Source organism: Mesonia sediminis, assembly GCF_042684705.1.
Lineage (GTDB): Bacteria > Bacteroidota > Bacteroidia > Flavobacteriales > Flavobacteriaceae > Mesonia > Mesonia sediminis.
In genome coordinates, this window is the sequence record NZ_JBHULZ010000023.1 from 489,343 (window position 1) to 515,006 (window position 25,664).

Consider the following 25,664-nt stretch of genomic DNA (forward strand, 5'->3'; position numbering starts at 1 on the left):
CGAATGTTGCTCTTCGTTGCACACAACTGATTATACCAACTCAATTATATACTATTTTTATACATTTTTTTACTGGATTAACCGCCTCAAGGTTATTGTGCGAAAATCTAGCGTGTTCGTCAATAGCCTGTCAAGGTTGACTTAAATTTCAAGTCAAGGAGAACACTTTAAAATCGGGTACCAGTAAGAGCATTTTGTTTGTATTCGTAAAAATATATAACTTTTTTGAAATATGTTACTATTTATAAGGATTTTTATTAAATATCACTAGGTTTTATGTTTATTTAAGAAGCAGGTGATACCGTTTTCGAGGTCTTGTTTTAAATGTGCTATTGGCTCCCCTACCCCTGGGAATGGTGATTTCACAAAGCTGAAATCAAGTATTTTCTGGTAAATGAATTGTTCGCCCAGGAAACGAACTAAGTGTTCATAAATTTGATTGATAAGGCTTGCTGTGTCTTGGATAAAGACATGTTCTGGGCAGTATATCATTACCGCATAACGTCTTGATTCTTCACAAAATTCATTTATAAAATAGGTGAGTTCACTGAAATGGAATTTTATATTATTTGTTTTGATGCTAATCGCGTTGTTTGCAATGTCATCTGCTGTGCTATCGGCTTCTTCAAAGGCTGTAATTTCAATTCTTTCTAACTTTGGTGCTTTTTGAACTAAAGCGACAATAGCTTCTATAAAAATTGGGTTTCCTCTGGCATTGAAATTTATTATAATCCTCTCATTTACAATACTAACGGTAAAGAATAAATCTTTGCAATAACAGGTGTAGAAAAATTAGCCTAAGTGCAATCTGATAAAAAAATGGGGCCGGATTTATTTCTTGCTGTTTCAATATCAATTGTTAAATTGATAAGGCTCTCTAGCTTTGCTACAGCTTCATAAATAAAATCGTTATTGCGATACATAGTTTTTTGTTCATTATTTTTAACTGTTCAGTGACAATGAACATTAAAATATAATGAACTTAGAAGGAAAAGACAAGGAATAATTAATAGAAACAATCTAAGGAAACTGTTTTGACCTCTATAAAACAAGAGTATTCTTTCTTTTAGTTATCTCTAATCTTTTTGCTCAAGATGCCGTTATCACAGTTAACGAAATCCGCGATTATATTGTACAGGAAGTTACCTTACAAGGTAAAGTAGATCAAGTTGTTAATTTAACTACTGTGCCTATGAGGGTAAAACAATAAAAGTTTTAGATACTATAGAAACTTATCGGGGCAAGCCCCAAATGGTTGTTAATGATCCTGGACAGATGGAGGTTTTGGAGTAGGTGTATTTGGTGACGTGTTTGTATATGACAAGTAGGCGATTTCGAAGCACCAAACTTTGGTTAGACACAAAGTTTGATACGAGCTAAAAGCCTTGAGTTTATTACTGATTCGCCTATTTTTTATATATATTGTTGTAACACGTTTTTATTCTTTAATTCCTTCCTCAATATACTTTTTCGCTCCAAATGGTTTCATAGACACTTCTCGAACTTCTATCGCACGAATGTTTGACTCTGGAATTCCCATTAGTTGTCTTTTGTCGGTAAATTCTGTTTCTAATATTCCGTAATACATTTTGTCGTTAGGGTCTTTTGCGACCAAATAAACATTAGCTTTTCTGTCGGAACTTTGTAAATGAGCGATTACTAAAGGATTTGTGGTGTCTTCTTTTAAATCTTCAAAAGCATTCTCAAGTCTTTTATTCAAATCAAGTGAAATTGAATATGAAATGTCGTCTAATTGTAATGAGTCAAATGGCTTTTCCTCAAATCCACTTAAGTGAACATTTTTGTGATAAGCTATTTCTTCTCTTTGACCATTTTTTATTTCTTCTCGAAATCGAAATTCCGACAAATTCAATCGGACAATCTCTTCGTTTTGCGCCTTTTCATTTATTTCTAAGCGATATCTTTCTTCTTTGACCGATTCCTCTTCCAATTGTTCACAACGGTTCGGGGCTTTGCGAGGGAGAGGATTAGAAAGCACAAACTTTCAATTTAGCACCAACGTAGCAAAACCATTTTTTTATTTGCTAATTTACACTTTTCAAGCAAATAAAAAATGGTTTTTGCGGAATAGAAGCACAAAAGTTGAATTTAGCACTTAACCCGCTCTCTTGCAAAACCCTTGTTAGTGGCTGTGGCTTTTTGTTTACTCTTTATTTGATACATTTATCTGTAAATCAAAAGATTAAAGAACTTTTTCATTTTCTCGAAATGTTAATTTTTCTAAAAAATACTTTCAGGATAACAATATTCTTTACTTTTGTTGTCGTAACAACAATTGTTTATGCAATCAAATTTAGAATATCAGGATTTTTACAATCTGCTTACTGGCAGGACACCACAGGCATTTAATCGTATTTTGAATAAGAATTTCAGACAGAACGGAGTAGAATTAACCAAGGAACAATGGTCTATTTTGGCTGTTTTGTGGGAAAATGACGGTTGCTCGCAACAGTATTTGGCAGATAAGAGCTTTCGGGACAGACCAAGCGTAACCCGTTTGATTGACAATATGGAAAAAGACGGTTTGGTCGACCGGAAACCCGATGTAAATGACAGAAGGTCTAATTTGATTTTTCTGACAAAAAAAGGAAGGCAAATACAGGAAAAAGTTATGAATCTTGTCAATGCTACCGTCGAAGAATCCATAAAAGGAATCAGTGTGGAAAATATAGTGACAGTAAAAGAAGTGTTTCATAAAATATATCAAAATTTAGAGGTAAAATGAGAATTAAAAAATTACTGCCTATACTTGCCTGCCTTTTGGCTTTTGAAGGAAAGGCTCAAATTGATGTGAGCTCGTCTTTGCAGGAAGCAATTCAGAAAGCAATCGACAAAAACGCTTCTATCCGAAACAAAGATTTGGAAGTGGAAAAAATCAGTACGGAAAAGAAAAGTGTTTGGAACAAATACATTCCGAAAGTAGAAGGTTCGGCAAATTATATGTATTTCGATACGAACATAACGCTCGATTTACCAACGGGGAACATTCCGGTTATCAATCAGCCGATTTTTGACGGAAAGCAATCGTTTGACAGTTACGGAAACGTACTGATGGGAAGCCTGATGGCAAAAACGGTTTTGTTCAGTGGCTTTCAAATCGAAAACGGAGCAAAGGCATTAGAGCAAAAACGAATCGGAACGGCTTATCTTTCCGAGGCTGAAAAAGAAAATTTAATTAAAGAAGTGATTCATTCGTTTGACCAGGTCCATTTGCTGAACGAAGTCGAAAAATTACTGAATGACAGCGAAAAACGCTTGGCTACAGAAACCAAAAGAGTAGAAAGGGCTATCGAAGAAGGACTTGCCATTCCGTATGACAGGGACAAAATCAAATTGGCGAATCTCGAATTACAATCCAAAAAAATAGAACTTCAGGGAAAACGAAAAGTCCTTTACCAAAAGATAAATTACCTTACGGGATATTCTGAAAACCAAATCAAAGAAGTAGAATATTTACTTGCACCTTATATGATTTCGGAAGAATTATCGGTTGAGAACAAACAGGAGCTTAAGGCTTTGGAATCGTTCAAAAAAGCATCGGATTATATGATTAAAAAAGAAAAAGGGAGTTATCTTCCCGTTTTGGGAGCATTCGGAGGTGTTACTTATACGAGCCTTTTTGACGCTACGATGATTACACCTGAAATTCCAATGGTCAATTCCCGACTTTACGGAAGAATGAACGAATTTACGATGAGTCCGAATTGGATGGTAGGGCTTTCGATGAAATGGGAAATTTTCAGCGGATTTGAACGTAAGCACAAAATCCACGAAGCCAAGATAAATGCGGAACAGGTGCAAAATCAATTAGACGATACCAAGGAGAAATTTGCTTTGCTTTTGGAAAATAACCTGGCGAATTACAGGATTCAGAATCAGAAATACCAAATCGGTCTGGAGCAGGAAAAAGTGGCTTCAAACAATCTGAATATGGCTGTAAGGCAATATCAGGAAGGGCTTATCAACATTTCCCAAAGATTGGAAGCAGAAAACGATTTGTTTAAAGCATCAGCCAATAAAATTCAGATTTTAGTAGAGCAAAGGCTGTCCGCTTTAGAAACACTTTCCGTAACCGGAGAATTAACCAAAACCATTTTAAACTAAATTATCAAAAGTAATGAAAAAGATATATTTATTATTAGTTGTAGTGATTTCCGCTGTCGGTTGTGGTAAGCCGAAAACCGAGGTTATTCAGGGAAAAATCGAAAGGGAGCAAATCGGAATCGTATCGAAAATTCCCGGAAAAATCATTGAAATCCGTATTCAGGAAGGAGATTTTGTGAGAAAAGGCGATACGCTTGCTATTTTGGACATTCCCGAAGTCGATGCCAAAAAAAGTCAGGCAAAGGGTGCTGTTCAGTCGGCAAAAGCCCAATATGATATGACTTTGAAAGGAGCTACGGACAATCAGCTCAAACAGCTAGAAGCCAAACAAAAAGCACTCAAAGAACAGTACGAACTGGCTCAAAAATCCATTAACCGATTGTCAAATATGCTTAAAGATTCGTTGGTTTCCCAACAGATGTATGATGAGGCTTTCGCTAAATATCAGGGGGCTCAATCGCAGTATCTGGCTGTTCAGGCTGAAATTTCGGACGTGAAATACGGAGCAAGAATCGAACAGCAAAAAATGGCATTGGGACAGCAGGAAAGGGCTTTGGGAGCTTTACAGGAAGTTTCGGTTGCGGATTCCGAGCGGTATATCATTGCTCCGCAGGATATGACGGTAGAGTCCATTACGCTTAAAGCAGGGGAGCTGGCACTTCCCGGTTATACCTTGATTAGCGGAACGATTTCGGAATCGACTTATTTCCGTTTTACGATTCCCGAAAGCCGGCTTTCAAAGGTTCAGAAAGGACAGGAAGTAATGGTTAATGTGGTCTATAACAAAAGTCAGGTTAAGGGAAAAATAACTTCGGTTAAGGCTTTGGGAGCTTATGCAAATATTGCAACGGCTTATCCCGATTACGAAATTCAGGAGAGTCTTTTTGAGATAAAAATCAGTCCGATTGATATCAGTCAGGCCAAAGATTTGTTTACGAAAACTACGGTTACTTTAGAACTGTTAAAATAAAAATCAAATGAAAAACTTTTTTTCGCTTATAAAAAGGGAATTCCGTTTGTTTTGGGATAACAGTGTGCTTCGGTTGCTTTTTATTGGGGCTCCGATTATGTACGGAATACTTTTAGGCTTTGTTTATCAGAAAGGTAAGGTTACCGATTTGCCTGTTGTGGTGGTTGATGAAGACCAAAGTCAGATGAGCCGAAAAGCTATTGAAATGATGCAGGATAATGAGGTTCTGAACGTGGCTTTTATCCGGTACGACCAGAACGATTTAGCTAAAATCGTAGCGGAAAACGATAATATTCCTGCGGTTGTGATTATTCCGAAAGATTTTGAGAAACAGGTAATGACCAAAAAATATCCCGAAGTGCTTACCATTGTAAATACTTCGAATGTTTTAACAGCCAATTATGCTTCGACTGCCATTCAGATTTGTTTAGGAACACTTAAAGCGGGAGTTCAGATTGAAGCTCTTAAAAAACAAGGAATGCCTGAAAGTGTAGCAATGTCGCAATATGAGCCGTTCAAAACCACCTTTATCAAAAAATACAACCGAAGCACGAACTATATGTACTTTTTGTGGCCTGGCATTTTGGCAACGGTTTTACAACAGGTTTTGCTGTTAGGCTTGGCTTTGTCCTTTGCTTCCGAATACGAAAACGGAACTTTCAGAACATTGGTTTCGGAAAACAAATCCCTACTTAAAATAATGGCAGTTAAGATAATTCCGTATCTGATAATGAGCTTCGGTATTTGGATCTTGTATTATCTGTTTACGTTTTGGTTCAGGATTCCGTTTTATGAAAATCTAGGTGCTTTGACCTTTGTAGCGGGAATTTTCGTGTTGTCGGTATGCTTTATCGGGATATTGGTAAGCATATTGATTCCGAGTCAGCTCAAAGCAACCGAAATATTGATGGTAATAGCCACTCCGAGTTTTATTTTGAGCGGATTTACGTGGCCGCTTTCGCAAATGCCCGATTGGGTTGTGGCTGTTGCAAATGTGATTCCGCTTACGCATTTCTTACAGGCATTCAGAATTTTGCTGATAGAAGAAGGAACGTTGTCCCAATGTTCGGGTGCAATTTGGGCTATGATTTGGATTGGACTTGTTTGTGCGGTTTTGTCTTATGTAGCTTTGTATTTTAAAAGGAAAAAGGTGTTGAAGCAAGGTTGAATTTTGTACTGCAAAAAAATCCTGTGTGGTAGATTTTTATTATTTTTTTCTGTGTCAGGTTGTTATTTTTCATCCGTTTAATTTCAGGGGTACGGTTGTTCTGCCATTGCCACTAACTAGTATATAACCTCAAAAATATATAACTTTTTCTATATATTTTAATATATACCGTGGTATTTATCAAATATCGCTAGGTTTTGTGCGTATTTAAGAAGCAGGTGATATCCTTTTCAAGGTCTTGTTTTAAATATGCTAATGGCTCCCCTACTCCTGGAAATGGTGATTTCACAAAGCTAAAATCAAGTATTTTCTGGTAAATGAATTGCTCTCCTAGAAAACGAACTAAGTGTTCATAAATTTGATTGATAAGGCTTGCTGTGTCTTGGATAAAGACATATTCTGGGCAGTATATCATTACCGCATAACGTCTTGATCCTTCACAGAATTCATTTATAAAATAAGTAAGCTCAGCGAACTGGAATTTTATATTATTTGTTTTGATGCTAATGGAGTCGTTTTTGATATCATCTGCTGAAATATCGGCTTCTTCAAAGGCAGTAATTTCAAGTCCTTCTAACTTTGGTGCTTCTTGAACTAAAGCGACAATAGCTTCTATAAAAATTGGGTTTCCTCTGGCATAGAAATTTATAAAAATTTGCTCATTTACAAAACTAACGGTAAAGGACAAATCTTTGCAGTAATAGTTAAGATGTACATTAAAAGCGTTCATAAATTCCTTAATTGCACTTTGAGAGGGGTAGTTTTGAACCTTGTATATATGCTGGCGGAACCAGCTCCAAAAATGTTGTGGATTGTTATAAATGACTTGTTTTTTTAATTCGGTTTTGATTGAAATCTGTATCATTTTATTTGATTTTAGTAGTTGGCTAATAATTATCTTTTGTCTTGGGTATGGGGATGAAATGCGATGAGGTTGAGCATTTCTCTGAGCTTTGATCGCACGCGTTTGCCGTAGCGCTCTTCTATTTCACTAGCGTTTAGGTTGGTGGTAATATGCGTCATTCTCTTTGTAAAAAACTTGGGTTTAGTTCTGTAGTTGGTATAAAACTCGTGTCTGCTAAGCAGCACCTCAGCCATTACGTTTGTATCTTTACCATAGAAACGACCCGTTGGCTCTAGGCCGAGATCATCAAAGCAATAGGTCTTTTGATTGCCGTATTGAGAGATGATCTTACTCCCATGTTCATTATAAGCGAAGGTAATTTCGCGCGCCGTTACCATTTGGTATTCGGGTTTTTGGTAGCATATTTCTGGCATAAGCTGCATAAGCGAAGTTTTGCCCACACCAACGGGGCCAGACAGCAAAACACCTTTGTTGAGGTTGAGGTGTAACCTTTTGGCGTTGCGCTTATCTTGGATCATAAGTACGCAGAGTTTGTAAATCAGTTCGTAATCGGATGAATGAATTTTAAAATGGCTCCCAAAGCGTTCTTTGCCTTTCGCGGTTAAGAAAACAACCACTTGTTTTAGGCTATAATGAAAATGATTATCGTGTTTTATGGCAAGGCAAAACTCTTGGTTATTGGCCGCCTTAATAAGTTTACCTATAGGATTAGAGTGGTTCATTGTAGATTTTGTTTTGGTTGAGTTGATGATTATTATCGATACCTTTTTGATTAAACTGCTGAAAACCTTTGGCTGAGGTCAGCCACTTTTTAGCCAGGGGTTGCCAATTTGTGATTGGCTTCACCCCTGCTATGTTCCAGTTGAGCTTCTCATAATACGCGATAAACTTTTCTGCCTCCATTAATAAATCAAGCTTGCTTGATTGATCTTCTTTTTTAAAAAAGTGGATGACTTCATTTTTAAAATTCAGCTTAAGCTGTTTATAAGATTTATAATCTTTATATAATTTATATATGTTTATATATGGTGGTAGTACATGTTTACCACTTGTTCCCTGCTTGTTTATCGCTTGTTTAGCTTTTGGGTAAAAATTACCTAAGCTAAAGCGACTGCTTTGATAGACGTTCTTGGACGGATAATAGCGGATGTAATTCCACTTCTGAAGTTCGTTCAGGCATTTGTAATAGGTTTTTGTAGAACCTATTTTTGAATACTGCATAAGCTCCTCTCGCCCTGCTTGGAATTCGGTTTTGAATCTGCTTGCATTGGCAAACTGAAACAAGGCCATGTAAAGTGAAATATGCGTGGGCCTGAGCTTGGTATCCTCATGAATCTTCCGGAACGCCTGGTTGAGGTGTTCGATGTAGTTCATGAGACTAGATTTTATTATCGGTTAAAAGTTTATCAATTTGCTCAACATCATAATAATACGAGCCACCAATCTTACTAGAAGGAATGACATTATTCACTCTGTAATTCAGCAAAGTAGGTTTAGAAATATTGAGGTACTCCGCTGCTTCTTCGGTTCTTAGCCAGCGTTTTTTAATCCCTTTTTTCTGATTGAGCTCAATTTCGTTTAACTTCTTGAGAAGATCATTTTTCAGATCTTTTAAGTGTTTTGTGGTTACAATTTCTGCGTTCATAGTGTTTGATTTTGATTAATACTTGTTTTGAGACTTTCCAGGAGTAAAAATCAGTATGAAGCAGGAACAAATCACCCGATATCAGGTGTATATCGGGTGAAAATTTAACATTTAAGTAGGCTTATAAATTGTTTTTCAGCGCGAATTCAAGCTTATTGATGAATTTTGTAAGGTCTTTTCGGTTTTTAATATCATCAATGGTTTGGTAGTAGTTTTTAGGAAGTTTGACGTGAAAAGCCGCGGATAGGGCTTGGATAATTTCCTTAATGGTGGTATCGCCGTTATTGATTGCTTTTGAATAATAAAGGGCGTAAGCGAGTTCGACAATATCGGTTGTACTAGCGGTCCAAGGATGTTTCACTTCGAGGTTTGCTATTTGTATTTTTTCAAATTGTTTTTGATGTTGCCTTTTATATAGATAAGATTTAAATTTTTCTATTGCCAGGCTCTCCGCATAAATACCGCTATAGGAGCATTCATAAAAGTCATATGAAATGGACTTTACATACTTTTCATTTTTTGTAGCCATCAATCTTTTGCCGGTAAAATATAGCTCATCCACTTTATCGGGATTGTATCTTAGGTCGAAAACAAACTCTTTGTGTTTATCATAAAACTTATCTATTTTCTTTAATTGCTTAGCATAGATTTTATTTGCTTTTGAAGCAGATTTACCTAAAAGCTCCAGTTCGAAGTTTCTTACTTTCTTATAAAAATAAATATGCTGCGTTATATTCGGTTTTAAATACCTAAAGAATCTTGTTCGTTTTAGAACAGATTTGTCTTTATCTAAATAATAGTTTTTCTTAAGCTTGACAAGATATTCCTTAGACATGGATAAAACCTTGATTGCTTCACTCTCAATTTCTTTCGATTTTTTCTGGATCTGACTTAATTCCTCGTTAAAAGAATCGATTATTAACTGATAATCCATTGCAAAATGTATAATTAACATAAATATTTGTAAATATATATTATTAAATAACATTTGCACTAAATAAATACACCCCCTAACGACTTATGGTTTTTCTTGATTTATGGGTTGAATCTAGGCATCTCAAATCATCAGCGACCTTTGTATCAACGATTCTAGCATAGATTTGAGTAGTAGAAAGCTTGGTATGACCTAAAAGTTTAGAGACTGTTTCAATGGGAACACCATTAGACAAAGTGACCGTTGTCGCAAAAGTATGTCTAGCGATATGTGAAGATAAGGCTTGTTTAATGTTGAGCTCTTCAGCAATTTGCTTGAGGTATTTGTTCATTCGTTGGTTGGTAAAGACCGGTAGTAAATTATCGGTTTTACAGACGCGCGGATGATCTTTATACTTCTGAATAATTTGCAATGGCAATTCTAAAAGCGGAATTCTTAAGGAAGTATTTGTTTTCTGTCGGCGTGTATAAATCCATTTCTTACCATCAATTCCTAAAGTTATTTCATTTTTAGAAAGTTTCTTTAAATCGGAATAAGCAAGACCCGTATGACAAGCAAAAAGAAAAACATCTTTAACAACTTCTAAAGTGTCATTTTCAAATTCTGCATTAATGAGCTTGGCAAGATCGGCTTTAGTAAGGTAACCTTTATCAACTTGATCAAACCTCAGCTTGAAGCGTTTGACCGTATTCTTTTCAATCCACTCTAAATCCTCTGCAAAATTAATGAGCTTCTTTAGTCTCTCAAGATGCTTCATCAAGCCATTGTTGTTTAGGCCATCCTGCTCTCTCAGGAAATCTTCAAAATCAATCATAAACTTATAATTGACTTGTTTGATATAGACATCTGTAGATTTGTGTTTTAGCCTCACAAACTCGTTTAGATACCTTTGGGTAGTGTAATAGTTTTTAAGCGTTCCTTTCTTCAAAGTCGCTTTCATTTTTTGCTGATGGTAGTTTATAAGCTGATTGAGTGTTTCATATTTTACATCAAGACCAAGATATTTATTCTTAACCAGTATTGGTGTGAGAAATTCGCCTTGGCGCTCAATTTCCTCACAGATTGATGCAATTTTAGATTTGGCTTTATCGATTGCATTATTGATTTTTCGCGAATCTATAGAATTGCCTTTAGCTTTTTGAGCTTTGGCGTTCCATTGCTCTAGCTTAATTTTAATCCCTAAGCTGATCTCTACTCTTTTTCGATCTTTGGTGATTCTTAAATAAATCGGGACTTGGTTTAAAGAGTCTGGTTTTGCCTTTTTAACCCAGGCTAAGGTGGTGACTTTTGGTAACATAACTTTTTCGATTAGAGGATTAATCGAAAAGTCTCAAAACAAGCAAAAGAATTTATGGAAATAGGTTGAATGGAAAGTCGGCCTATTTTTAATTCAATTGTAAATATATAGATTTTTTGATAAATAGAAAGTTGTTGTTTTTTGATTTTAAGTTGTTTGACGCAAGTGGCATCATTAAAAATAAATCAAAAAGAGGTAACCGAATAGGTAACCGAATGGGTAACCGAATGGGTAACCGAATGGGTAACCGAATGGGTAACCGAATGGGTAACCGAATAGGTAACCGAATGGGTAACCGAATGGGTAACCGAATGGGTAACCGAATGGGTAACCGAATGGGTAACCGAATGGGTAACCGAATGGGTAACCGAATAGGTAACCGAATAGGTAACCGAATAGGTAACCGAATAGGTAACCGAATAGGTAACCGAATAGGTAACCGAATAGGTAACCGAATAGGTAACCGAATAGGTCACTTTCTATTTATTACTAAATAGAAAGTTCTTAACTTCACCAAAACAGAAAAGACCTGTAAATCAATGACTTACAGGTCTTTTTAGTACTATTTATAATTATTTATAAATATGAAAAGTCGGGGTGGCAGGATTCGAACCTGCGACCTCCTGCTCCCAAAGCAGGCGCGATGACCGGGCTACGCTACACCCCGAGTGGTGTATTTCGGTTTGCAAATATAAAACTATTTTTTAAACTCACAAACATTTTTTTTTGCGGAGAGACCGGGATTCGAACCCGGGCATCCAAAAAGGATGACAGCTTAGCAGGCTGCTGCATTACCACTCTGCCACCTCTCCAATATGTATGAACGTTGCAACCTAAATTGCGATTGCAAATATAGAGTCTTAATATGTTCTTACCAAACTTTTACCAGGCTTTTTCTTAGTAATTTTAAGACAAAAAGCTAGCACACTATAAACTAGCTAATTATATTTTAAATAAGATAATTATTTAGCTTAATTCAATAGAAAAAAATCCTCTTGTTGAAATATTTCCATTTATAAGCAAGGCTTTCTCACGCTAAAGCGGATAAATTTTTACCCAAAAAGTCAAGCTTGCTTAATTGAAAAACTATTGTACTTTTAAAAAGTAAAATAAAAATTATGATTGAAGAGTCAAGTTTAATTGATTTTGGAGCTGAAAAAAAATTTTATACCAAGGAGGAATATATTTTTAAACAAAACCAGCCAGCCTTATTTTATTTTCAAATTGCTTCTGGAGAGGTAAAAATGAATAATTACCAGCCAGATGGTAAGGAGTTTATTCAGGCCATTTTTTCGGCGCCTAGAAGTTTTGGAGAGCCTCCTCTATTTGCCGATATCGTATATCCTGCCAATGCTATGGCGACCCAGAGAAGTTATATTTGGCGACTTCCTAAATCGGCTTTTTATGAATTACTTCGTCAAAAACCTGATACGCATCTTAGGGTAAGTCAAGCTATTGCCAAACGATTGCATTATAAAGCCTTAATGGCAGCGGAATTGGCACAGCAAAGTCCCGAAAATAGGATTTTGAAAATTCTCGATTATTTAAAGTTTGAGGTTAATCATATTGTCACTCCATTCGGATATAGAACCGATCTTACAAGACAAAATATTGCCGATTTAACCGGACTCAGAGTTGAGACGGTCATAAGAACGCTTAAAGAGCTAGAACAAAAAAACGAGGTTAAAATAATTAATCGAAAAGTATATCGATAAAACACTTATGATTACAGTCATAAATTAGTGGCGACTCCCCTTCTTATTTTTGTATAAAATTTAATACTATGAGTGTTTATAAAAAATTTTATGAAGAGTTTAAAGGAGGTTATTATATGCACGCCACTTTAGGCATTATTGCTTCTAGCTGTTTGGGTTCTGTCGCAGCATTGCTTATACTTAATAGTGGCAGCCGAGCAATTGAAATGGTAGAACTTTTCTGGATCACAAGTGTTTGTATGGGCTATAACGCGGCGGTACTATCTAATCTCAACAAAAGCTGGGTGTTTAATCTTCTCATCATAAGTGTTTTAAGCAGCATTCTCTTAACTTTTTATCATTTGGCCGTATTATAAATTTAAAAACAAAGAGGTATAAGTTAGCACGAATTTCTAATTCAATTTTAGCAAATGAAGGTTGTAAAAATTTATAGTGACACCTAAAAGCTTATTAAGTTATACTAATAAATCTGTTTTTAAAACCAATTCGATAAGACAACTATAAGAGCCTTTCTTTATAATACCAGGAAATATCGATAAAAAGATAGCTACTCTAAAATTCGTTGTCTATATTTAAGGTATGAAACGTATAATTGTCAAACGCATTTATGAACCGCCCAACCAACAAGATGGCTATAGGGTTTTAATTGATAAAATTTGGCCCAGAGGCATAAGTAAGGAAGATGCTGAGCTTGACGAATGGCTCAAGGAAATTGCTCCATCTCCAGATTTAAGAAAATGGTTTGACCACAGAGATGATCGTTTCGAAGAATTCAGTAAAAAATACCAAAAAGAGCTGAGTGAGAATCATGAGGAGGTCATAATAGAACTTAATAAAAAACGAGAAAAGCATCAAATTTGTTTGCTTTACGGAGCTAAAAACACCCAATCGAACCACGCGAAAGTTCTTAAGGAATATCTAGAAAACAATTAATTATGCCACCTTTAAAAAGAGTAGAACAAATACGAGATTTTAGTAGAGAACATCATTTTGGGTTGTTATTAGGATGGAAAATTAAAACAGGTTTAAATAAAAATATAGACCCTAATCGTATACTAAGGTATGTGAACTGGTTCTGGAAAAACCATCTCATCCCTCATTTTGAAGAAGAAGAACGTTTATTATTTCCTTTATTACCCGAAAGCAATCCGCTAAGAAAAAAGGCATTAGAACAGCATGAGGAAATTTACACGAAAGTCATAAATCTACAGGCAGAAGCTTCAAGTTTACTAGCCTTTAAAGACCTTTTAGACGCTCATATACGCTTCGAAGAAAGGGAGCTATTTATGGAAATTCAAAACAGAGCCACCCCCAAACAACTCAACCAAGTCGCAGAACTACATCAATCAACCGATTTTGTTGAAAATACCGAAGATATGTTCTGGAAATAATTTTTATTACATTTGCTTAAAAATATAGCATGTCTAGCTTTATCAAAATCAGTTTAGTAAAAAATATCATCTTCGGATTGCTTTTTGGGGGAATTTATTTTCTATTAGATTACTATTCTGAATTAGAACCGACCTACAACTTAATAATTGCTTTGTGCATTGGTTACTTTATCTCACCAAGATTGCGCAAACATAAAACTCAAATGGGATATATAACTCAAGTTTTTTGGTTGGGAAAAAAAGTTTATCAAGAATAATGGTTTAGCTTAAAAATTCTTTTAATAGCTTTTGCGTTGAAGCATCTAGTTGCTGATTTATTTCTTTCTCTTTAAGTTGTGGTATAATTTTTTTTGCCAATTGCTTTCCCAGCTCAACACCCCATTGATCATAACTAAAAATATTCCAAATTACTCCCTGAACAAATATTTTATGTTCATACATCGCTAAAAGCTTACCCATTGAACTTGGGGTGAGCTTATTTATTAAAATACTCGTACTAGGTTTATTCCCCTTAAAAAGCTTGTAAGCTGCTTGACGTTTTTTAAGATCTGGTGTGAATCCGGCTATTTCTTTTTCAACCTCTTCGGCGCTTTTCCCAGTTAATAAGGCCTGACTTTGAGCAAAGAAATTTGCCATTAAAATACCGTGATGCTCTTTATTGGGATGTAAAGGTTTTTTAAAACCAATTAAATCTAAAGGAATTAACTTGGTTCCCTGATGTAGTAACTGAAAAAAAGCGTGCTGTGCATTGCTTCCTACTGCTCCCCAAACAATGGTACCAGTTTGATAATTCACTGGTTCTCCAGATCGATCGGTTTGTTTTCCGTTGCTTTCCATAACGGCCTGTTGCAAGTAGGGAATCAATTTCTCTAAATAAGTAGAATAAGGCACTACGGCTTCAGTTTCGGTTTTAAAAAAATTATTATACCATACACTTATCAAGCCCATTAAAACTGGAATATTTTGCCTAAAAGGTGCTTGCGAAAAATGCGAGTCCATTTTTTGAGCTCCAGCCAACAAATCAGTAAAGTTTTTATATCCTAGCGCACAGGCAATAGAAAGTCCAACGGAACTCCATAACGAAAAACGACCTCCCACCCAATCCCACATAGGAAAAGTGTTTTCTGGTAAAATTCCAAAATCTTGAACAGCTTTAAGATTACTGGATACTGCTACAAAATGATGCTCAACTGCTTCTTGGCTCGCTTGTTCTACAAACCATGATCTTATAGTAGAAGCATTTACAAGGGTTTCTTGAGTGCCAAAGCTTTTGCTTACCACGATAAAAAGGGTTGTTTCTGGATTTATTTTTTTAAAAAGCTCTGCTGTATGATCGCTATCAATATTTGAAATAAAATGTGTTTGTAAATGATTTTTATAATATTGCAATGCTTCCACTACCATTTTTGGCCCTAAGTCACTTCCTCCAATACCTATATTTACAATATCTGTAAAAGCCTTTCCGGAGTAGCCTTTTTTTTCTCCAGTAATTAGTTTTTCTGAAAAAATTTTTATTTGCTCCAGATTTTGCTGCACTTCTTTAGGTTTTTCTGCCGCACGCAAGGCAGTATGCCATACCGCTCTATTCTCTGTTTGATTGATTTTTACTCCATTAAATTGAGCTTGAATAGCTTGCTCTAATTGCATCTCATGCGCTAAATCAAGTAACAGCTCCACTGTTTTTTCATCAACTCTATTTTTTGAAAAATCCACATAAAAATCCTCCCATTCCAAACTGAGCTGCTCTACTCGTTTAGCATCTTTCTTAAACCAAGTCAACATTTCGGCCGTCTCAATTTTCTCAAAGTGGGCTTGTAGTTGCGCCCAAGCTTTTGTTTCTGTAGGATTTTTTGCAATTAATGCCATCACATATTATGTTTATGAAAATCAATAAGACCATCAATAGGATGTCTAATAATTTTTCCAGGGGCTAAATTCTTATTTTTTAAGCAATCTACAAGGATTTCTTTAAAAAAATAAGCTATTGAACCAATAAAATGCACGGGGTAACTGCGCGTGCGATCATCGGGTAATAAACGATTGTCGATAAAAAGATTAAAACCGTTTTCTAACAGCGATTTAAAATAAGGTTTTTCTTGGCTGTAGTATTCATAGATAAACTTAGAAAATTCAGCTAAATAAACATTAGGAGCTTCTTCTTTATACAATTTGTTTTTAAGGATATCTGGATTTAGCTCAAACCTATTTTCAAAATGAATTTTTAGTTTTTCGGGCATTCTATTGTAAAAAAAATCCTGCAAAAGTTGCTTACCAAAATAACTACCACCGGCTTCATCCATTAAAGTATAACCAAGTGCCAAAAAAGGTAAATCCACTTTATTACCATCAAAAAAACAGGAATTAGATCCCGTTCCCAAAATACAAACCACTCCAGGGGCATTGGTCACCGCCAAACAAGCGCCAAGCATGTCTTCACTTACATGTATTTTAGCCTGTTTAAATGCGGTTTGCAAACAGTGCTCAACAATAGCTTTTGGTTCTTTTGTGTTGCACCCAGCACCATAAAAATATACCTCTTGAATTTGTGAAGCATGAGCCAACATCTTCTCATTTTCTAATATTATAGTTTGAAGCTGCGACACACTTAATACGGCAGGGTTTAATCCTGCCGTATTGGTTTTTAATACTGTATTTTTATGGTAATCTAATAATGCCCAATCGCATTTGGTCGATCCGCTATCGGCTATTAAAATCATTTTAAACTTGCGCTATATTCGGCCAAATCGACTAACTTACTGGCATAGCCATACTCATTATCATACCAGGCAATTAACTTAAAAAAGTTATTATTTAATTCCATACTAGCATTGGCATCAAAAACGCAGATGTTTGGTTCAGACACAAAATCTTGTGACACCAATTCTTCTTCGGTATAGCCCAAAATGCCTTTCAAATCATTTTCGGCCTGGTGTTTAAATACTTTTCTAATTTCTTCTAAACTAGTTGATTTTTTTGTTTTAAGGGTTAAATCTACTACCGAAACATTGGGTGTAGGTACTCTAAAAGCCATACCCGTTAATTTACCTTTTAAATCGGGCACTACTTTTGTAACCGCTATGGCCGCTCCTGTTGTAGTAGGAATAATATTATTTAAGGCACTGCGCCCTATTCTATAGTTTTTACGAGATGGAGAATCAACTACAGACTGTGAGGTGGTCGAAGCATGCACGGTAGTCATTAGCCCTTCTTCCAAACCAAAATGATCATTCACAATTTTTGCTAATGGCGCCAAGCAATTTGTTGTACAAGAGGCATTACTAATTACTTTTTGATCTGCAAGCATATCCTTGTGATTAACGCCCATAACAAACATAGGAGCATCTTTAGATGGTGCCGAGATAAGTACTTTTTGAGCACCAGCGCTTAGGTGCGCACTAGCACTTTCTACTGTTTTAAATAAACCGGTACAATCTAAAACCAATTGAGCATTGACCTCATTCCATTTTAAATTTTCAGGATTTTTTTCTGCGGTTACCCGGATTTGTTTACCGTCTACCACCAAATCTCCATTTTTGGTAGAAACTTCAGCGTCAAATCTGCCGTGTACAGAATCGTATTTTAATAAATAAGCTAAATGATTTACATCAACCAAATCATTTATTGCCACTACCTCAAAAGCATCATTTTTACTGGCAATTCTAAAAGCCAATCTTCCTATTCTACCAAAGCCATTTATAGCTATTTTAATTTTCTTCATATTTTTATTATTAGATTGATGTTATTATATGGATGTTATATCGGCTACTCGTAACAAATCGGTATCAATATCATTACTTCCTGCTAGCGCCTGCTCAAAAGGAACATTCACAATTTTTTTATGAGCAATTCCTACCATTACCGCTTTATGCTGATTGATTAAAGCATCAACCGCGCCGATTCCTAACCTGCTGGCCAATACCCGATCATAACAACTAGGTGAACCTCCACGCTGAATATGCCCTAAAACGGTCACTTTTACTTCATAAGAATCTAAATTAGTATCGATATAATCGGCTAATTCAAAAATGTTTTTTCCAATTTGATCTCCTTCCGCTACGACGATAATACTAGAGGTTTTACCAGATTTTCTACTGCGTTTCAACGATTCTAGTAGGCGCTCTTTTCCTAAATTCTCTTCGGGTATTAAAATTTCTTCTGCCCCTGCTCCTATCCCAGCGTTTAAAGCAATATCACCCGCATTGCGCCCCATTACTTCAACAAGGAACAAACGATTGTGCGAATTGGCAGTATCCCTTATTTTATCTATTGCCTCTACTACGGTATTCAGAGCGGTGTCGTAGCCTATGGTATGATCTGTACCGCGAATATCGTTATCTATAGTTCCAGGTACGCCGACAATAGGAAATTGAAATTCATTGCCAAAAACTTCGGCTCCTTTAAAGGTTCCATCTCCTCCTATTACCACTAGCGCATCTATAGAATTATTCTTTAAATGCTCAAAAGCTTGATTTCTACCTTCTCTAGTCATAAATGCTTTAGATCGAGCCGACTTTAAGAAGGTTCCTCCCCTATTGATAAGGTTTTTTACCGTTCGCGGACCTAATTCTTTAAAGTCTCCTTCAATAAGGCCTTGATAGCCACGATAAACTCCTGTACATTTAATTTCATGAAAGGCACAAGCCCGAGAAACCGCCCTTATAGCGGCATTCATTCCGGGCGAATCACCACCAGAAGTGAGCACAGCGATATGTTTTATTTTGTTTGTCATAAGATCAAAGTTATTTGATTTATACTTGAAATCCTATCTTTTAAAAAAATTGCCTATAGAATTCTGATATTTCTCAATCTTTAGGCTTACTCGGCCTTATTTGTTTGAGGTATATAATCAAATTCAATATAAGAATCTCCAAAAACCGTATGCTCTTGAGCTTCGAAATCGCTTTCTTTGGCCTTGAAAATATTCTCTACATAGTTTTGCGGGTTGATATCTATTAGTGGAAACCAGGTGCTCTGAACTTGTATTTGTAACTTATGACCAGGTTTAAAAGTGTGGTTAATGTCTTGAATTACAAAATTTACATCTGTTTTTTTATGAGGCACAAAGGGTTCTGGCTTGGCGAAACTATTTCTAAAACGACCTCTCAGAACTTCACTTCTCACCATCATATGGTAATTGCCCATGGGTCTGGCCTTATTGTTCTCTTTATGATTCTTGGCCTTTGGAGGGTGAACATCAATTATTTTAACCACCCAATCGGCAGCGCTACCTGTCGTCGCCACTTTTAGTTTAGCCATAATTTCACCGCTTAATTTTAATTCTTCTTGTAATACATCGGTTTCAAAAACCAACACATCTGGTCTTTTGGCGGCAAAACGCTGGTCACCTGTCATATAAGGACGAGGTGTAAATCTAAAATTCAAATCTTCTGAGTACGGCACAGGTTTCAAGGGATCGCTTATAAATCTATGCTTTTTTTCGGCTTTTGGGCTTGTGCTCAACTGATTTTTATCGGCAAGATAAAATTGCATTTTTTTAGTTTGTTTTGGCGGCCAAGCGCTTAAACTATCCCATTTTTTTAAACCGGTGTCATAAACTAAAGCTTCTGGTAAGGAATTTCTTTTTTTGTTATCGGTTTTTAAATGTTGCTCAAAAAATTGCGTCTCAACCTCTTCTTGAAAAAACTGACTAATGTTTTCACCGAAAAAAACTTCCCCCACAGCTTGACGTTTTTTAGTACTCGCCCAACCACCGTGACTCCAAGGACCAAAAACCAAGGTATTCTTATTATTTTGATGAGCCTCAATGGTCTTGTAAGTATTAAAAGGTCCGTATAAATCTTCTGCATCAAAAAGTCCGCCGACAGTCATTACTGCAGGTTTTATTTTTTGGCTTTTTAAATGCTGAATGATGCCTCTTTTTTGCCAAAAAGAATCATAATTAGGGTGTTCTTTAAGTTGCTGCCAAAAGAAATTATCTTTGTAATAAGGATCTAGCTTACTTAACGGTGTATGATCTAAATAAAATTGATACGCATCTGGAGTATCGGGTTTAGGAAAATTGTACCAAGCCTTTTGAGTAGGACCATCGTGCTGCTCACCAAACAAGGCTGTGGCCATCCAATAACTAAGCATATAAGCTCCGTTGTGATGAAAATCATCAAAGAAGAAATCTCCTATACAAGCCTGAGGTGAAACAGCTTTTAGAGCAGGGTGATTCGCTAATAAAGAATAAGTAGCGTAAAACCCAGGGTAGGATATGCCCCAAGTACCCACGCGCCCATTATTATTAGGCACATTATTTACCAACCATTCAATGGTATCATAAGTATCTGATGCTTCGTCAATTTGATTTTTCTTTTTTTTCGGAATAAAAGGACGCATATTATCATAGCTACCTTCGCTCATCCATCTACCCCTCACATCTTGATAAACCACTATATAACCCGCTTGCATCATTTTTTTATTGGGTCCTATTTTTCTAGGAAAATTCTCTTCCCCGTAAGGCCTACAGCTATAAGGAGTTCGCTGTAAAAGTATAGGATATTCTCTAGAAGTGTCTTTGGGGGTATAAATGCTCGTATGCAATTTTATACCATCGCGCATGGTAATTTGCACTTCTTTTTTATTATAATTTTCTTTTACTGAAAAGTTATCGGTTTGCCCGAAAGCAAATCCGTGGAAAAACAAAAAAACTAGAAGTAGTTGAATAACTTTTTGGTGTATCATAGATCTAAATTTGACCTTAAAAATATAAAAAAGCACAAGTGCATCCTAGTGTTTAGCTTATGGATTAAAGCTAAGCTAAAAGCTAATTAAAAAACTAAAATTTAATTAATAATGAAAATAGAGCCAAACAATTTGACTATCAATTACTTGAACTTAAAGTTTAACTTTAGCTCCTTAATATAATAAAAATAGATTTGCTAAAAAAACTTTACGTACCTTTGCAGCTTATTTATACTATATGAACAAATTTGAAGAATTAGGGCTTGATGCCCAAATAGTGAATGCTGTAAATGATATGGGTTTTGAAAGCCCAAGTGAAGTACAAGAGAAAGCTATACCTATTTTATTAGAACAAGATACCGATTTAGTGGCACTTGCCCAAACAGGAACTGGAAAAACCGCCGCCTTTGGTTTTCCACTTATCCAGCGTATAAACGCAAACTCAAAAAAAACACAAGGCTTAATTTTATCGCCAACACGCGAACTTTGTTTGCAAATTACCAACGAATTAAAAAACTACTCTAAATATGTTAAAGGTTTATCTACCGTAGCTATTTATGGAGGAGCCAGCATAAGCGAACAAGCTAACCAGATTAAACGTGGTGCGCAAATCATTGTTGCCACTCCGGGTCGAATGAAGGATATGGTAGGCAGAAGAATGATTGATATTTCTACCATAGACTACTGTGTACTAGATGAAGCAGATGAAATGCTAAATATGGGTTTTTACGAAGATATTACCGACATTTTATCGCACACGCCTAAAGAGAAAAAAACCTGGTTGTTTAGTGCAACAATGCCAAAAGAGGTTGCCACCATTGCATCTAAATTTATGCATAAACCGGTAGAAATTACCGTAGGAACCAAAAATGAAGGTTCTAAAAATGTAAACCATGAGTACTTTTTAGTAGGGGCAAGAGATCGTTATGCTGCCCTAAAAAGATTGGCAGATGCACATCCAGATATATTCTCGGTAATCTTTTGCCGAACCAAAAGAGATACCCAAAAAGTTGCTGAAAAGCTAATTGAAGATGGTTATAATGCCGCCGCTTTACACGGAGATTTAAGTCAGAATCAAAGAGATTTGGTTATGCGCAGCTTTAGAAGTAGACAAATACAAATGCTTGTAGCTACCGATGTGGCCGCACGAGGGATAGATGTAGACGACATTACCCATGTAATTAATTACCAACTTCCTGATGAAGTAGAAACGTACACACACCGAAGTGGGCGAACAGGTAGAGCGGGTAAAAAAGGGACGTCCATGGTAATTATCACCAAAAGTGAAATGCGTAAAATTAAAAGTATTGAGCGCATAATAAAACAATCTTTTGAGCGAAAAGAAGTACCTAGCGGAGAGGAGATTTGCCAAGTACAGTTATTGCATTTAGCAAAAGACATCAAAAACACCACCATTAATCACGAGATTGAAGAATACCTACCTCAAATTGAGGCGCTTTTAGCAGATTTCTCTAAAGAAGAGATTATCAAAAAGGTTTTTAGTGTAGAATTTACACGTTTTCATAATTACTATAAAAATGCAAATACCATAAATTCGCCTAAGCCTGGAGATTACGCAGCCGAAGATAATGGATTTAGCACTCGTTTCTTCATAAACGTAGGTGAAAAAGATGGTTTTGACTGGATGTCCTTAAAGGATTTCTTGAAAGAACAACTCGATTTAGGTAGAGATGCTGTTTCACGTGTAGATGTGAAAAATAACTTTTCTTTCTTTAATACCGATACTGCCGAAGTTGAAAAGGTATTGAGTACCTTTAAAGAATTTAGCTATCAAGGAAGAGCAATTAACGCCGAAGTAACAAAAGCTAACGAAGGAAGACCCGATAAATTTAAGCGTAAACGCGGTGAACGCAAAGGAAGGAGAAAAAAGTTTGACGATCGAGGAGGTGATCAAAAAAAGTCTTCAAGACGATCAAAACCTAGAAACGCTGGCGGTAAACGTTCTGCAAATATTAAAAGTTCTGTAAATAGAAGACGTAATAAAAAATAATTTATTTACTTTACAAAAAGTAGTAAAATGAAGCCCCAAGCTGTACGTTATATACTCTTTTTACTGCTGGCTACCTCTTTTTATTCGGTGCGAGCACAAAAAGATTCTTTACAAACCATAAAAGGAAAGGTGCTTAACGCAGCTAATGATATACCGCTTGATAATGTAAATATCATCAACTTAAATGAGGTAAAGGGCACTACCACAAACAAGGAAGGATATTTTGAAATAAAAGCTCGAGTAAACGATACCCTGTATTTTAGTTTCTTGGGCTTTAAATCTATTCAAGTTAAAGTAACCAATGACTGGACTCGCTTTGGCGATGTAAAGGTTAAAATGACTGAAATAGCCATTGCTTTAGAAGAGGTTACACTCTCTCCTTTAAAACTTACGGGGTTTCTAGAAATAGATGCCAAAAATATACCTATATACGAAGATTCCAGGTATAGTATATCTGGACTTGATTACGGGTATGAAGCAGGAAACAACACTCCGGGTGCCTTTGCTAAGACCCTACAAGCCATTACCAATCCCGCTGATTTGCTTTATAATGTCTTTGGAAAAAAACCTAAGCAAATGCGTAAATTGCGTAAAATGAAGCAAGATGATGAGATCAGAAACTTGCTGCAAGATAAATTTAATCGCGAAACTTTAAGTGCTCTGTTGCAAGTTAGGCGAGTAGATATTGATGAAATTTTGCAAAAATGCAATTACTCTAAGCAGTTTATCAAAACCGCTAATGACCTTCAAATTCTTGAAGCCATTAGTAGCTGCTATGAAGAATACAAGGTTTTAAACAGAAATTAGTTATTCTGTTTTTATTTGACGTAGGTATTTTTCTATAATTTTTTCGCTGCTTTTTATACTATTGCTAGCCCATAGCATACGCGTTTCTAATTGTTCCTCTGGAGTGAGCCTCCAGTCAATTTCCTTGCGTTTAATCGCATTGGTTACACTCTGTAAAATGATAGCCGCCGAAACCGAAATATTTAAACTCTCTGTAAAACCAGCCATAGGAATTTTTAAGAATCCATCGGCTTTTTGCATTACTTCATCACTTAGGCCAGCTTTCTCGGTACCAAAGAAAAATGCAGCAGGTTTATCTATGTTAAAATCGGGTAATAAACAAGCGTCGTTATGTGGTGTAGTAGCTATAATTTGATATCCATCTTGCTTTAAACGAGTAATACAATCAGTTACTTGATTGTATCGATTTACTTTAACCCATTTTTGAGCACCCATTGCAATCTCTCTATCAATTCTCTTTTTATTCCTTTCTTCAACAATATGAATGTTTTGTAAACCAAAAACATCGCAACTTCTTATAACAGCACTGGTATTATGTAATTGGTAAACATCTTCTGTAGCCACTGTGAAATAATTGGTACGCTGTGCCAATACTTCTTGAAATCGTTGTAACCTTTCTGGCGTTAAAAAACTTTCTAAATGGGCAAGGAGATTCTTATCTATCATGAATTTATCTATAAAGAAAAAGGCAAAATTAGTGTAATTTTTGTATACTCGTAGTTTATTCTGAATTTTATGACACAAGATGAACTGGTTGCGTTAATCAACAAAAAAGATGAGCAGGCTTTTGACTATTTATACGATATGTATGCTCAAAGCTTGTTTGGTGTCATAGAAAACATAATTAAAAATAAAGCACAATCTGAAGATGTCTTGCAAGAAGTGATGGTGAAAATTTGGAGAAATTTACCCCAATACGATCCCGAAAAAGGTAGGTTTTTTACTTGGATTGTGAATATAGCACGTAATTCAGCTATAGATAAGTATAGATCTAAAGCATATAAAAAAGAAAGACAAAACCTAGATGCTAATAATTTCGTACATAGTATAGAAACACATGCTTCTTTAAATAATCAAGTAAATAGTATTGGGATTGAAAAATTTATTAAGAAATTAAAGCCCGCTTGTATCAAAATTATTGATTTGCTATTTTTTAAAGGATTTACACACAAAGAGGCCTCAGAAAATTTAAAAATTCCTTTGGGTACCTTAAAAACTAGGAATAGAGCATGTATTCATGAACTAAGAAATTTATTGCAAGTAAAATGAAGATAAAAGAATACATAGAGTCTGGAATATTAGAGTTATATGTTTATGGCGCTTTGGAAGAGGCTGAAAGCAAAGAAGTAAAAAAGAAAATTGATTTACATCCTGAACTTCAAGCTGAGGTTGAAGCCATTGAGCTTGCCCTACATAGGTTAGCTTCGGGAACCGCATCTTATTTACCGGCTACTAATTATGCCAAAATTAAAGCTCAATTATTTAAAAACAACCAGCCTAAAAGCAAAATTATACGGCTAATACCAATCATAGGTTATGCCGCTGGGCTAAGCCTTTTTGTTACTTTGAGTGGCATTTTTTATGTTGAAAATCAATCCGTAAAGCAAGAGTTAAAGCAAATTGTTAATTCTAAGGAACGCATTGAATTAGAAAACGAACGCCTAGTTAGTCTTGAACAAGAGTATCAGTCTAAAATAGACTTTTTAACCGATAAAAACACTAAAGCCATCCTCCTGCCTGGACAAGGGAACTATCAAGAAAGCTTTGCGCAAGCCTTCCTAAATACTTCGGATAATAAAGTAGTAATAGATTTAAAAGGTTTACCCGAGGCTCCAAAAGGTATGGTATACCAACTATGGTCTTTAGAATTAAATCCTCTAACCCCTACAAGTCTTGCTCTACTAGAACCTCCTACGGGTAATAATTTTGTGTCTATTAACATAAATCCAAATTTAACCACTGAAGCCTTCGGAATTACCTTAGAGCCAGCTGGCGGCAGTGCTACACCAACTCTAGAACGCTTATATACTTTAGGAAAGGTATAAAAAA

At 35.8% G+C, this 25,664-nt stretch carries 27 protein-coding genes and 2 tRNA genes; 14 read left to right on the forward strand and 15 right to left on the reverse strand.

Annotated features, from left to right (window positions below):
* Nucleotides 1-1,438: 1,438 nt before the first annotated feature.
* Nucleotides 1,439-1,951, reverse strand: coding sequence for a hypothetical protein (locus tag ACFSQ0_RS05375; protein WP_379045218.1), 513 nt, complete (start codon nt 1,949-1,951; stop codon nt 1,439-1,441).
* 351 nt (nt 1,952-2,302) lie between these two features.
* Between ACFSQ0_RS05375 and ACFSQ0_RS05380 the strand changes: the two genes are divergently transcribed.
* Genes ACFSQ0_RS05380 through ACFSQ0_RS05395 form a run of 4 tightly spaced genes read left to right on the forward strand, consistent with a single transcriptional unit; the run spans nt 2,303 to nt 6,263 of the window.
* Entirely contained in the window at nt 2,303-2,746 is a 444-nt protein-coding gene (locus ACFSQ0_RS05380; RefSeq protein WP_379045221.1) for a MarR family winged helix-turn-helix transcriptional regulator, read from the forward strand.
* Nucleotides 2,743-4,125: a TolC family protein gene (locus tag ACFSQ0_RS05385; RefSeq protein ID WP_379045224.1), complete on the forward strand. Its 1,383-nt coding sequence runs from the start codon at nt 2,743-2,745 to the stop codon at nt 4,123-4,125. The genes ACFSQ0_RS05380 and ACFSQ0_RS05385 overlap by 4 nt, the downstream gene beginning before the upstream one ends.
* 13 nt (nt 4,126-4,138) lie before the next feature.
* Nucleotides 4,139-5,095 (forward strand): HlyD family secretion protein, encoded by a 957-nt coding sequence (locus ACFSQ0_RS05390; protein WP_379045227.1) that lies wholly within the window; start codon nt 4,139-4,141, stop codon nt 5,093-5,095.
* A 7-nt stretch (nt 5,096-5,102) separates the two neighbouring features.
* Nucleotides 5,103-6,263, forward strand: coding sequence for an ABC transporter permease (locus ACFSQ0_RS05395; protein ID WP_200122895.1), 1,161 nt, complete (start codon nt 5,103-5,105; stop codon nt 6,261-6,263).
* A 190-nt stretch (nt 6,264-6,453) separates the two neighbouring features.
* Here the strand turns inward: ACFSQ0_RS05395 and ACFSQ0_RS05400 are convergent, their stop codons facing one another.
* From ACFSQ0_RS05400 to ACFSQ0_RS05425, 6 genes are all read right to left on the reverse strand, one after another.
* Entirely contained in the window at nt 6,454-7,128 is a 675-nt protein-coding gene (locus ACFSQ0_RS05400) for a hypothetical protein (RefSeq protein WP_379045230.1), read from the reverse strand.
* A gap of 29 nt (nt 7,129-7,157) precedes the next feature.
* Entirely contained in the window at nt 7,158-7,850 is a 693-nt protein-coding gene (locus ACFSQ0_RS05405; protein WP_379045233.1) for an ATPase, read from the reverse strand.
* Nucleotides 7,837-8,502, reverse strand: a complete 666-nt coding sequence (locus ACFSQ0_RS05410; RefSeq protein WP_379045236.1) for a hypothetical protein — start codon at nt 8,500-8,502, stop codon at nt 7,837-7,839. The genes ACFSQ0_RS05405 and ACFSQ0_RS05410 overlap by 14 nt, the downstream gene beginning before the upstream one ends.
* 4 nt (nt 8,503-8,506) lie before the next feature.
* Entirely contained in the window at nt 8,507-8,773 is a 267-nt protein-coding gene (locus ACFSQ0_RS05415) for a helix-turn-helix domain-containing protein (protein WP_379045239.1), read from the reverse strand.
* Between the two features lie 121 nt (nt 8,774-8,894).
* Nucleotides 8,895-9,707: an RteC domain-containing protein gene (locus ACFSQ0_RS05420; RefSeq protein WP_379045242.1), complete on the reverse strand. Its 813-nt coding sequence runs from the start codon at nt 9,705-9,707 to the stop codon at nt 8,895-8,897.
* A gap of 76 nt (nt 9,708-9,783) precedes the next feature.
* The gene (locus ACFSQ0_RS05425) at nt 9,784-11,004 is read right to left on the reverse strand and encodes a site-specific integrase (RefSeq protein ID WP_379045245.1); all 1,221 of its coding nucleotides are present in this window, start codon (nt 11,002-11,004) and stop codon (nt 9,784-9,786) included.
* A gap of 116 nt (nt 11,005-11,120) precedes the next feature.
* Between ACFSQ0_RS05425 and ACFSQ0_RS05430 the strand changes: the two genes are divergently transcribed.
* Nucleotides 11,121-11,501 carry a hypothetical protein gene (locus ACFSQ0_RS05430; protein WP_379045248.1) on the forward strand — a complete coding sequence of 127 codons (381 nt, stop codon included), beginning with the start codon at nt 11,121-11,123 and terminating at the stop codon, nt 11,499-11,501.
* A gap of 95 nt (nt 11,502-11,596) precedes the next feature.
* Here ACFSQ0_RS05430 and ACFSQ0_RS05435 read toward each other — a convergent pair.
* Together ACFSQ0_RS05435 and ACFSQ0_RS05440 are read right to left on the reverse strand one after the other, a co-directional pair.
* Nucleotides 11,597-11,671 (reverse strand) — tRNA-Pro (locus ACFSQ0_RS05435).
* 62 nt (nt 11,672-11,733) lie between these two features.
* Nucleotides 11,734-11,816, reverse strand: a tRNA-Ser gene (locus tag ACFSQ0_RS05440).
* A 306-nt stretch (nt 11,817-12,122) separates the two neighbouring features.
* Here ACFSQ0_RS05440 and ACFSQ0_RS05445 point away from each other — a divergent pair.
* The 5 genes from ACFSQ0_RS05445 to ACFSQ0_RS05465 all read left to right on the forward strand — a co-directional run bounded on the left by ACFSQ0_RS05445 (nt 12,123) and on the right by ACFSQ0_RS05465 (nt 14,367).
* Entirely contained in the window at nt 12,123-12,719 is a 597-nt protein-coding gene (locus ACFSQ0_RS05445; RefSeq protein ID WP_379045250.1) for a Crp/Fnr family transcriptional regulator, read from the forward strand.
* Between the two features lie 68 nt (nt 12,720-12,787).
* Complete coding sequence (locus ACFSQ0_RS05450) at nt 12,788-13,075, forward strand: hypothetical protein (protein WP_379045253.1); 288 nt, start codon at nt 12,788-12,790, stop codon at nt 13,073-13,075.
* Between the two features lie 223 nt (nt 13,076-13,298).
* The gene (locus ACFSQ0_RS05455) at nt 13,299-13,652 is read left to right on the forward strand and encodes a DUF488 domain-containing protein (protein WP_379045256.1); all 354 of its coding nucleotides are present in this window, start codon (nt 13,299-13,301) and stop codon (nt 13,650-13,652) included.
* Between the two features lie 2 nt (nt 13,653-13,654).
* Complete coding sequence (locus ACFSQ0_RS05460; RefSeq protein WP_379045259.1) at nt 13,655-14,110, forward strand: hemerythrin domain-containing protein; 456 nt, start codon at nt 13,655-13,657, stop codon at nt 14,108-14,110.
* Between the two features lie 29 nt (nt 14,111-14,139).
* Nucleotides 14,140-14,367, forward strand: coding sequence for a hypothetical protein (locus ACFSQ0_RS05465; RefSeq protein ID WP_379045262.1), 228 nt, complete (start codon nt 14,140-14,142; stop codon nt 14,365-14,367).
* Between the two features lie 4 nt (nt 14,368-14,371).
* Here the strand turns inward: ACFSQ0_RS05465 and pgi are convergent, their stop codons facing one another.
* From pgi to ACFSQ0_RS05490, 5 genes are all read right to left on the reverse strand, one after another.
* On the reverse strand, nt 14,372-15,976 hold the full coding sequence (gene pgi / locus ACFSQ0_RS05470) for a glucose-6-phosphate isomerase (protein WP_379045265.1): 1,605 nt from the start codon (nt 15,974-15,976) through the stop codon (nt 14,372-14,374).
* A complete protein-coding gene (locus ACFSQ0_RS05475) occupies nt 15,976-16,827 on the reverse strand; it encodes an N-acetylglucosamine kinase (protein ID WP_379045268.1) in 852 nt (283 codons plus the stop codon). Before ACFSQ0_RS05475 ends, pgi begins: the two co-directional genes overlap by 1 nt.
* Nucleotides 16,824-17,828 (reverse strand): type I glyceraldehyde-3-phosphate dehydrogenase, encoded by a 1,005-nt coding sequence (gene gap, locus ACFSQ0_RS05480; protein WP_379045271.1) that lies wholly within the window; start codon nt 17,826-17,828, stop codon nt 16,824-16,826. The genes ACFSQ0_RS05475 and gap overlap by 4 nt, the downstream gene beginning before the upstream one ends.
* Before the next feature lie 24 nt (nt 17,829-17,852).
* Nucleotides 17,853-18,839: a 6-phosphofructokinase gene (pfkA, locus tag ACFSQ0_RS05485; RefSeq protein WP_379045274.1), complete on the reverse strand. Its 987-nt coding sequence runs from the start codon at nt 18,837-18,839 to the stop codon at nt 17,853-17,855.
* An 86-nt stretch (nt 18,840-18,925) separates the two neighbouring features.
* Nucleotides 18,926-20,797 carry a CocE/NonD family hydrolase gene (locus tag ACFSQ0_RS05490; RefSeq protein WP_379045277.1) on the reverse strand — a complete coding sequence of 624 codons (1,872 nt, stop codon included), beginning with the start codon at nt 20,795-20,797 and terminating at the stop codon, nt 18,926-18,928.
* Between the two features lie 238 nt (nt 20,798-21,035).
* Here ACFSQ0_RS05490 and ACFSQ0_RS05495 point away from each other — a divergent pair, with 238 nt between their 5' ends.
* Nucleotides 21,036-22,808, forward strand: coding sequence for a DEAD/DEAH box helicase (locus tag ACFSQ0_RS05495; protein ID WP_379045280.1), 1,773 nt, complete (start codon nt 21,036-21,038; stop codon nt 22,806-22,808).
* A 27-nt stretch (nt 22,809-22,835) separates the two neighbouring features.
* A complete protein-coding gene (locus ACFSQ0_RS05500; protein WP_379045282.1) occupies nt 22,836-23,615 on the forward strand; it encodes a carboxypeptidase-like regulatory domain-containing protein in 780 nt (259 codons plus the stop codon).
* Here ACFSQ0_RS05500 and ACFSQ0_RS05505 read toward each other — a convergent pair whose 3' ends face one another.
* Nucleotides 23,616-24,281, reverse strand: a complete 666-nt coding sequence (locus ACFSQ0_RS05505; RefSeq protein WP_379045285.1) for a TrmH family RNA methyltransferase — start codon at nt 24,279-24,281, stop codon at nt 23,616-23,618.
* Between the two features lie 69 nt (nt 24,282-24,350).
* Here ACFSQ0_RS05505 and ACFSQ0_RS05510 point away from each other — a divergent pair, with 69 nt between their 5' ends.
* Both ACFSQ0_RS05510 and ACFSQ0_RS05515 read left to right on the forward strand, forming a co-directional pair.
* Nucleotides 24,351-24,884 carry an RNA polymerase sigma factor gene (locus ACFSQ0_RS05510; RefSeq protein WP_379045288.1) on the forward strand — a complete coding sequence of 178 codons (534 nt, stop codon included), beginning with the start codon at nt 24,351-24,353 and terminating at the stop codon, nt 24,882-24,884.
* Complete coding sequence (locus tag ACFSQ0_RS05515) at nt 24,881-25,660, forward strand: anti-sigma factor (protein ID WP_379045291.1); 780 nt, start codon at nt 24,881-24,883, stop codon at nt 25,658-25,660. Before ACFSQ0_RS05510 ends, ACFSQ0_RS05515 begins: the two co-directional genes overlap by 4 nt.
* Nucleotides 25,661-25,664 lie beyond the last annotated feature (4 nt).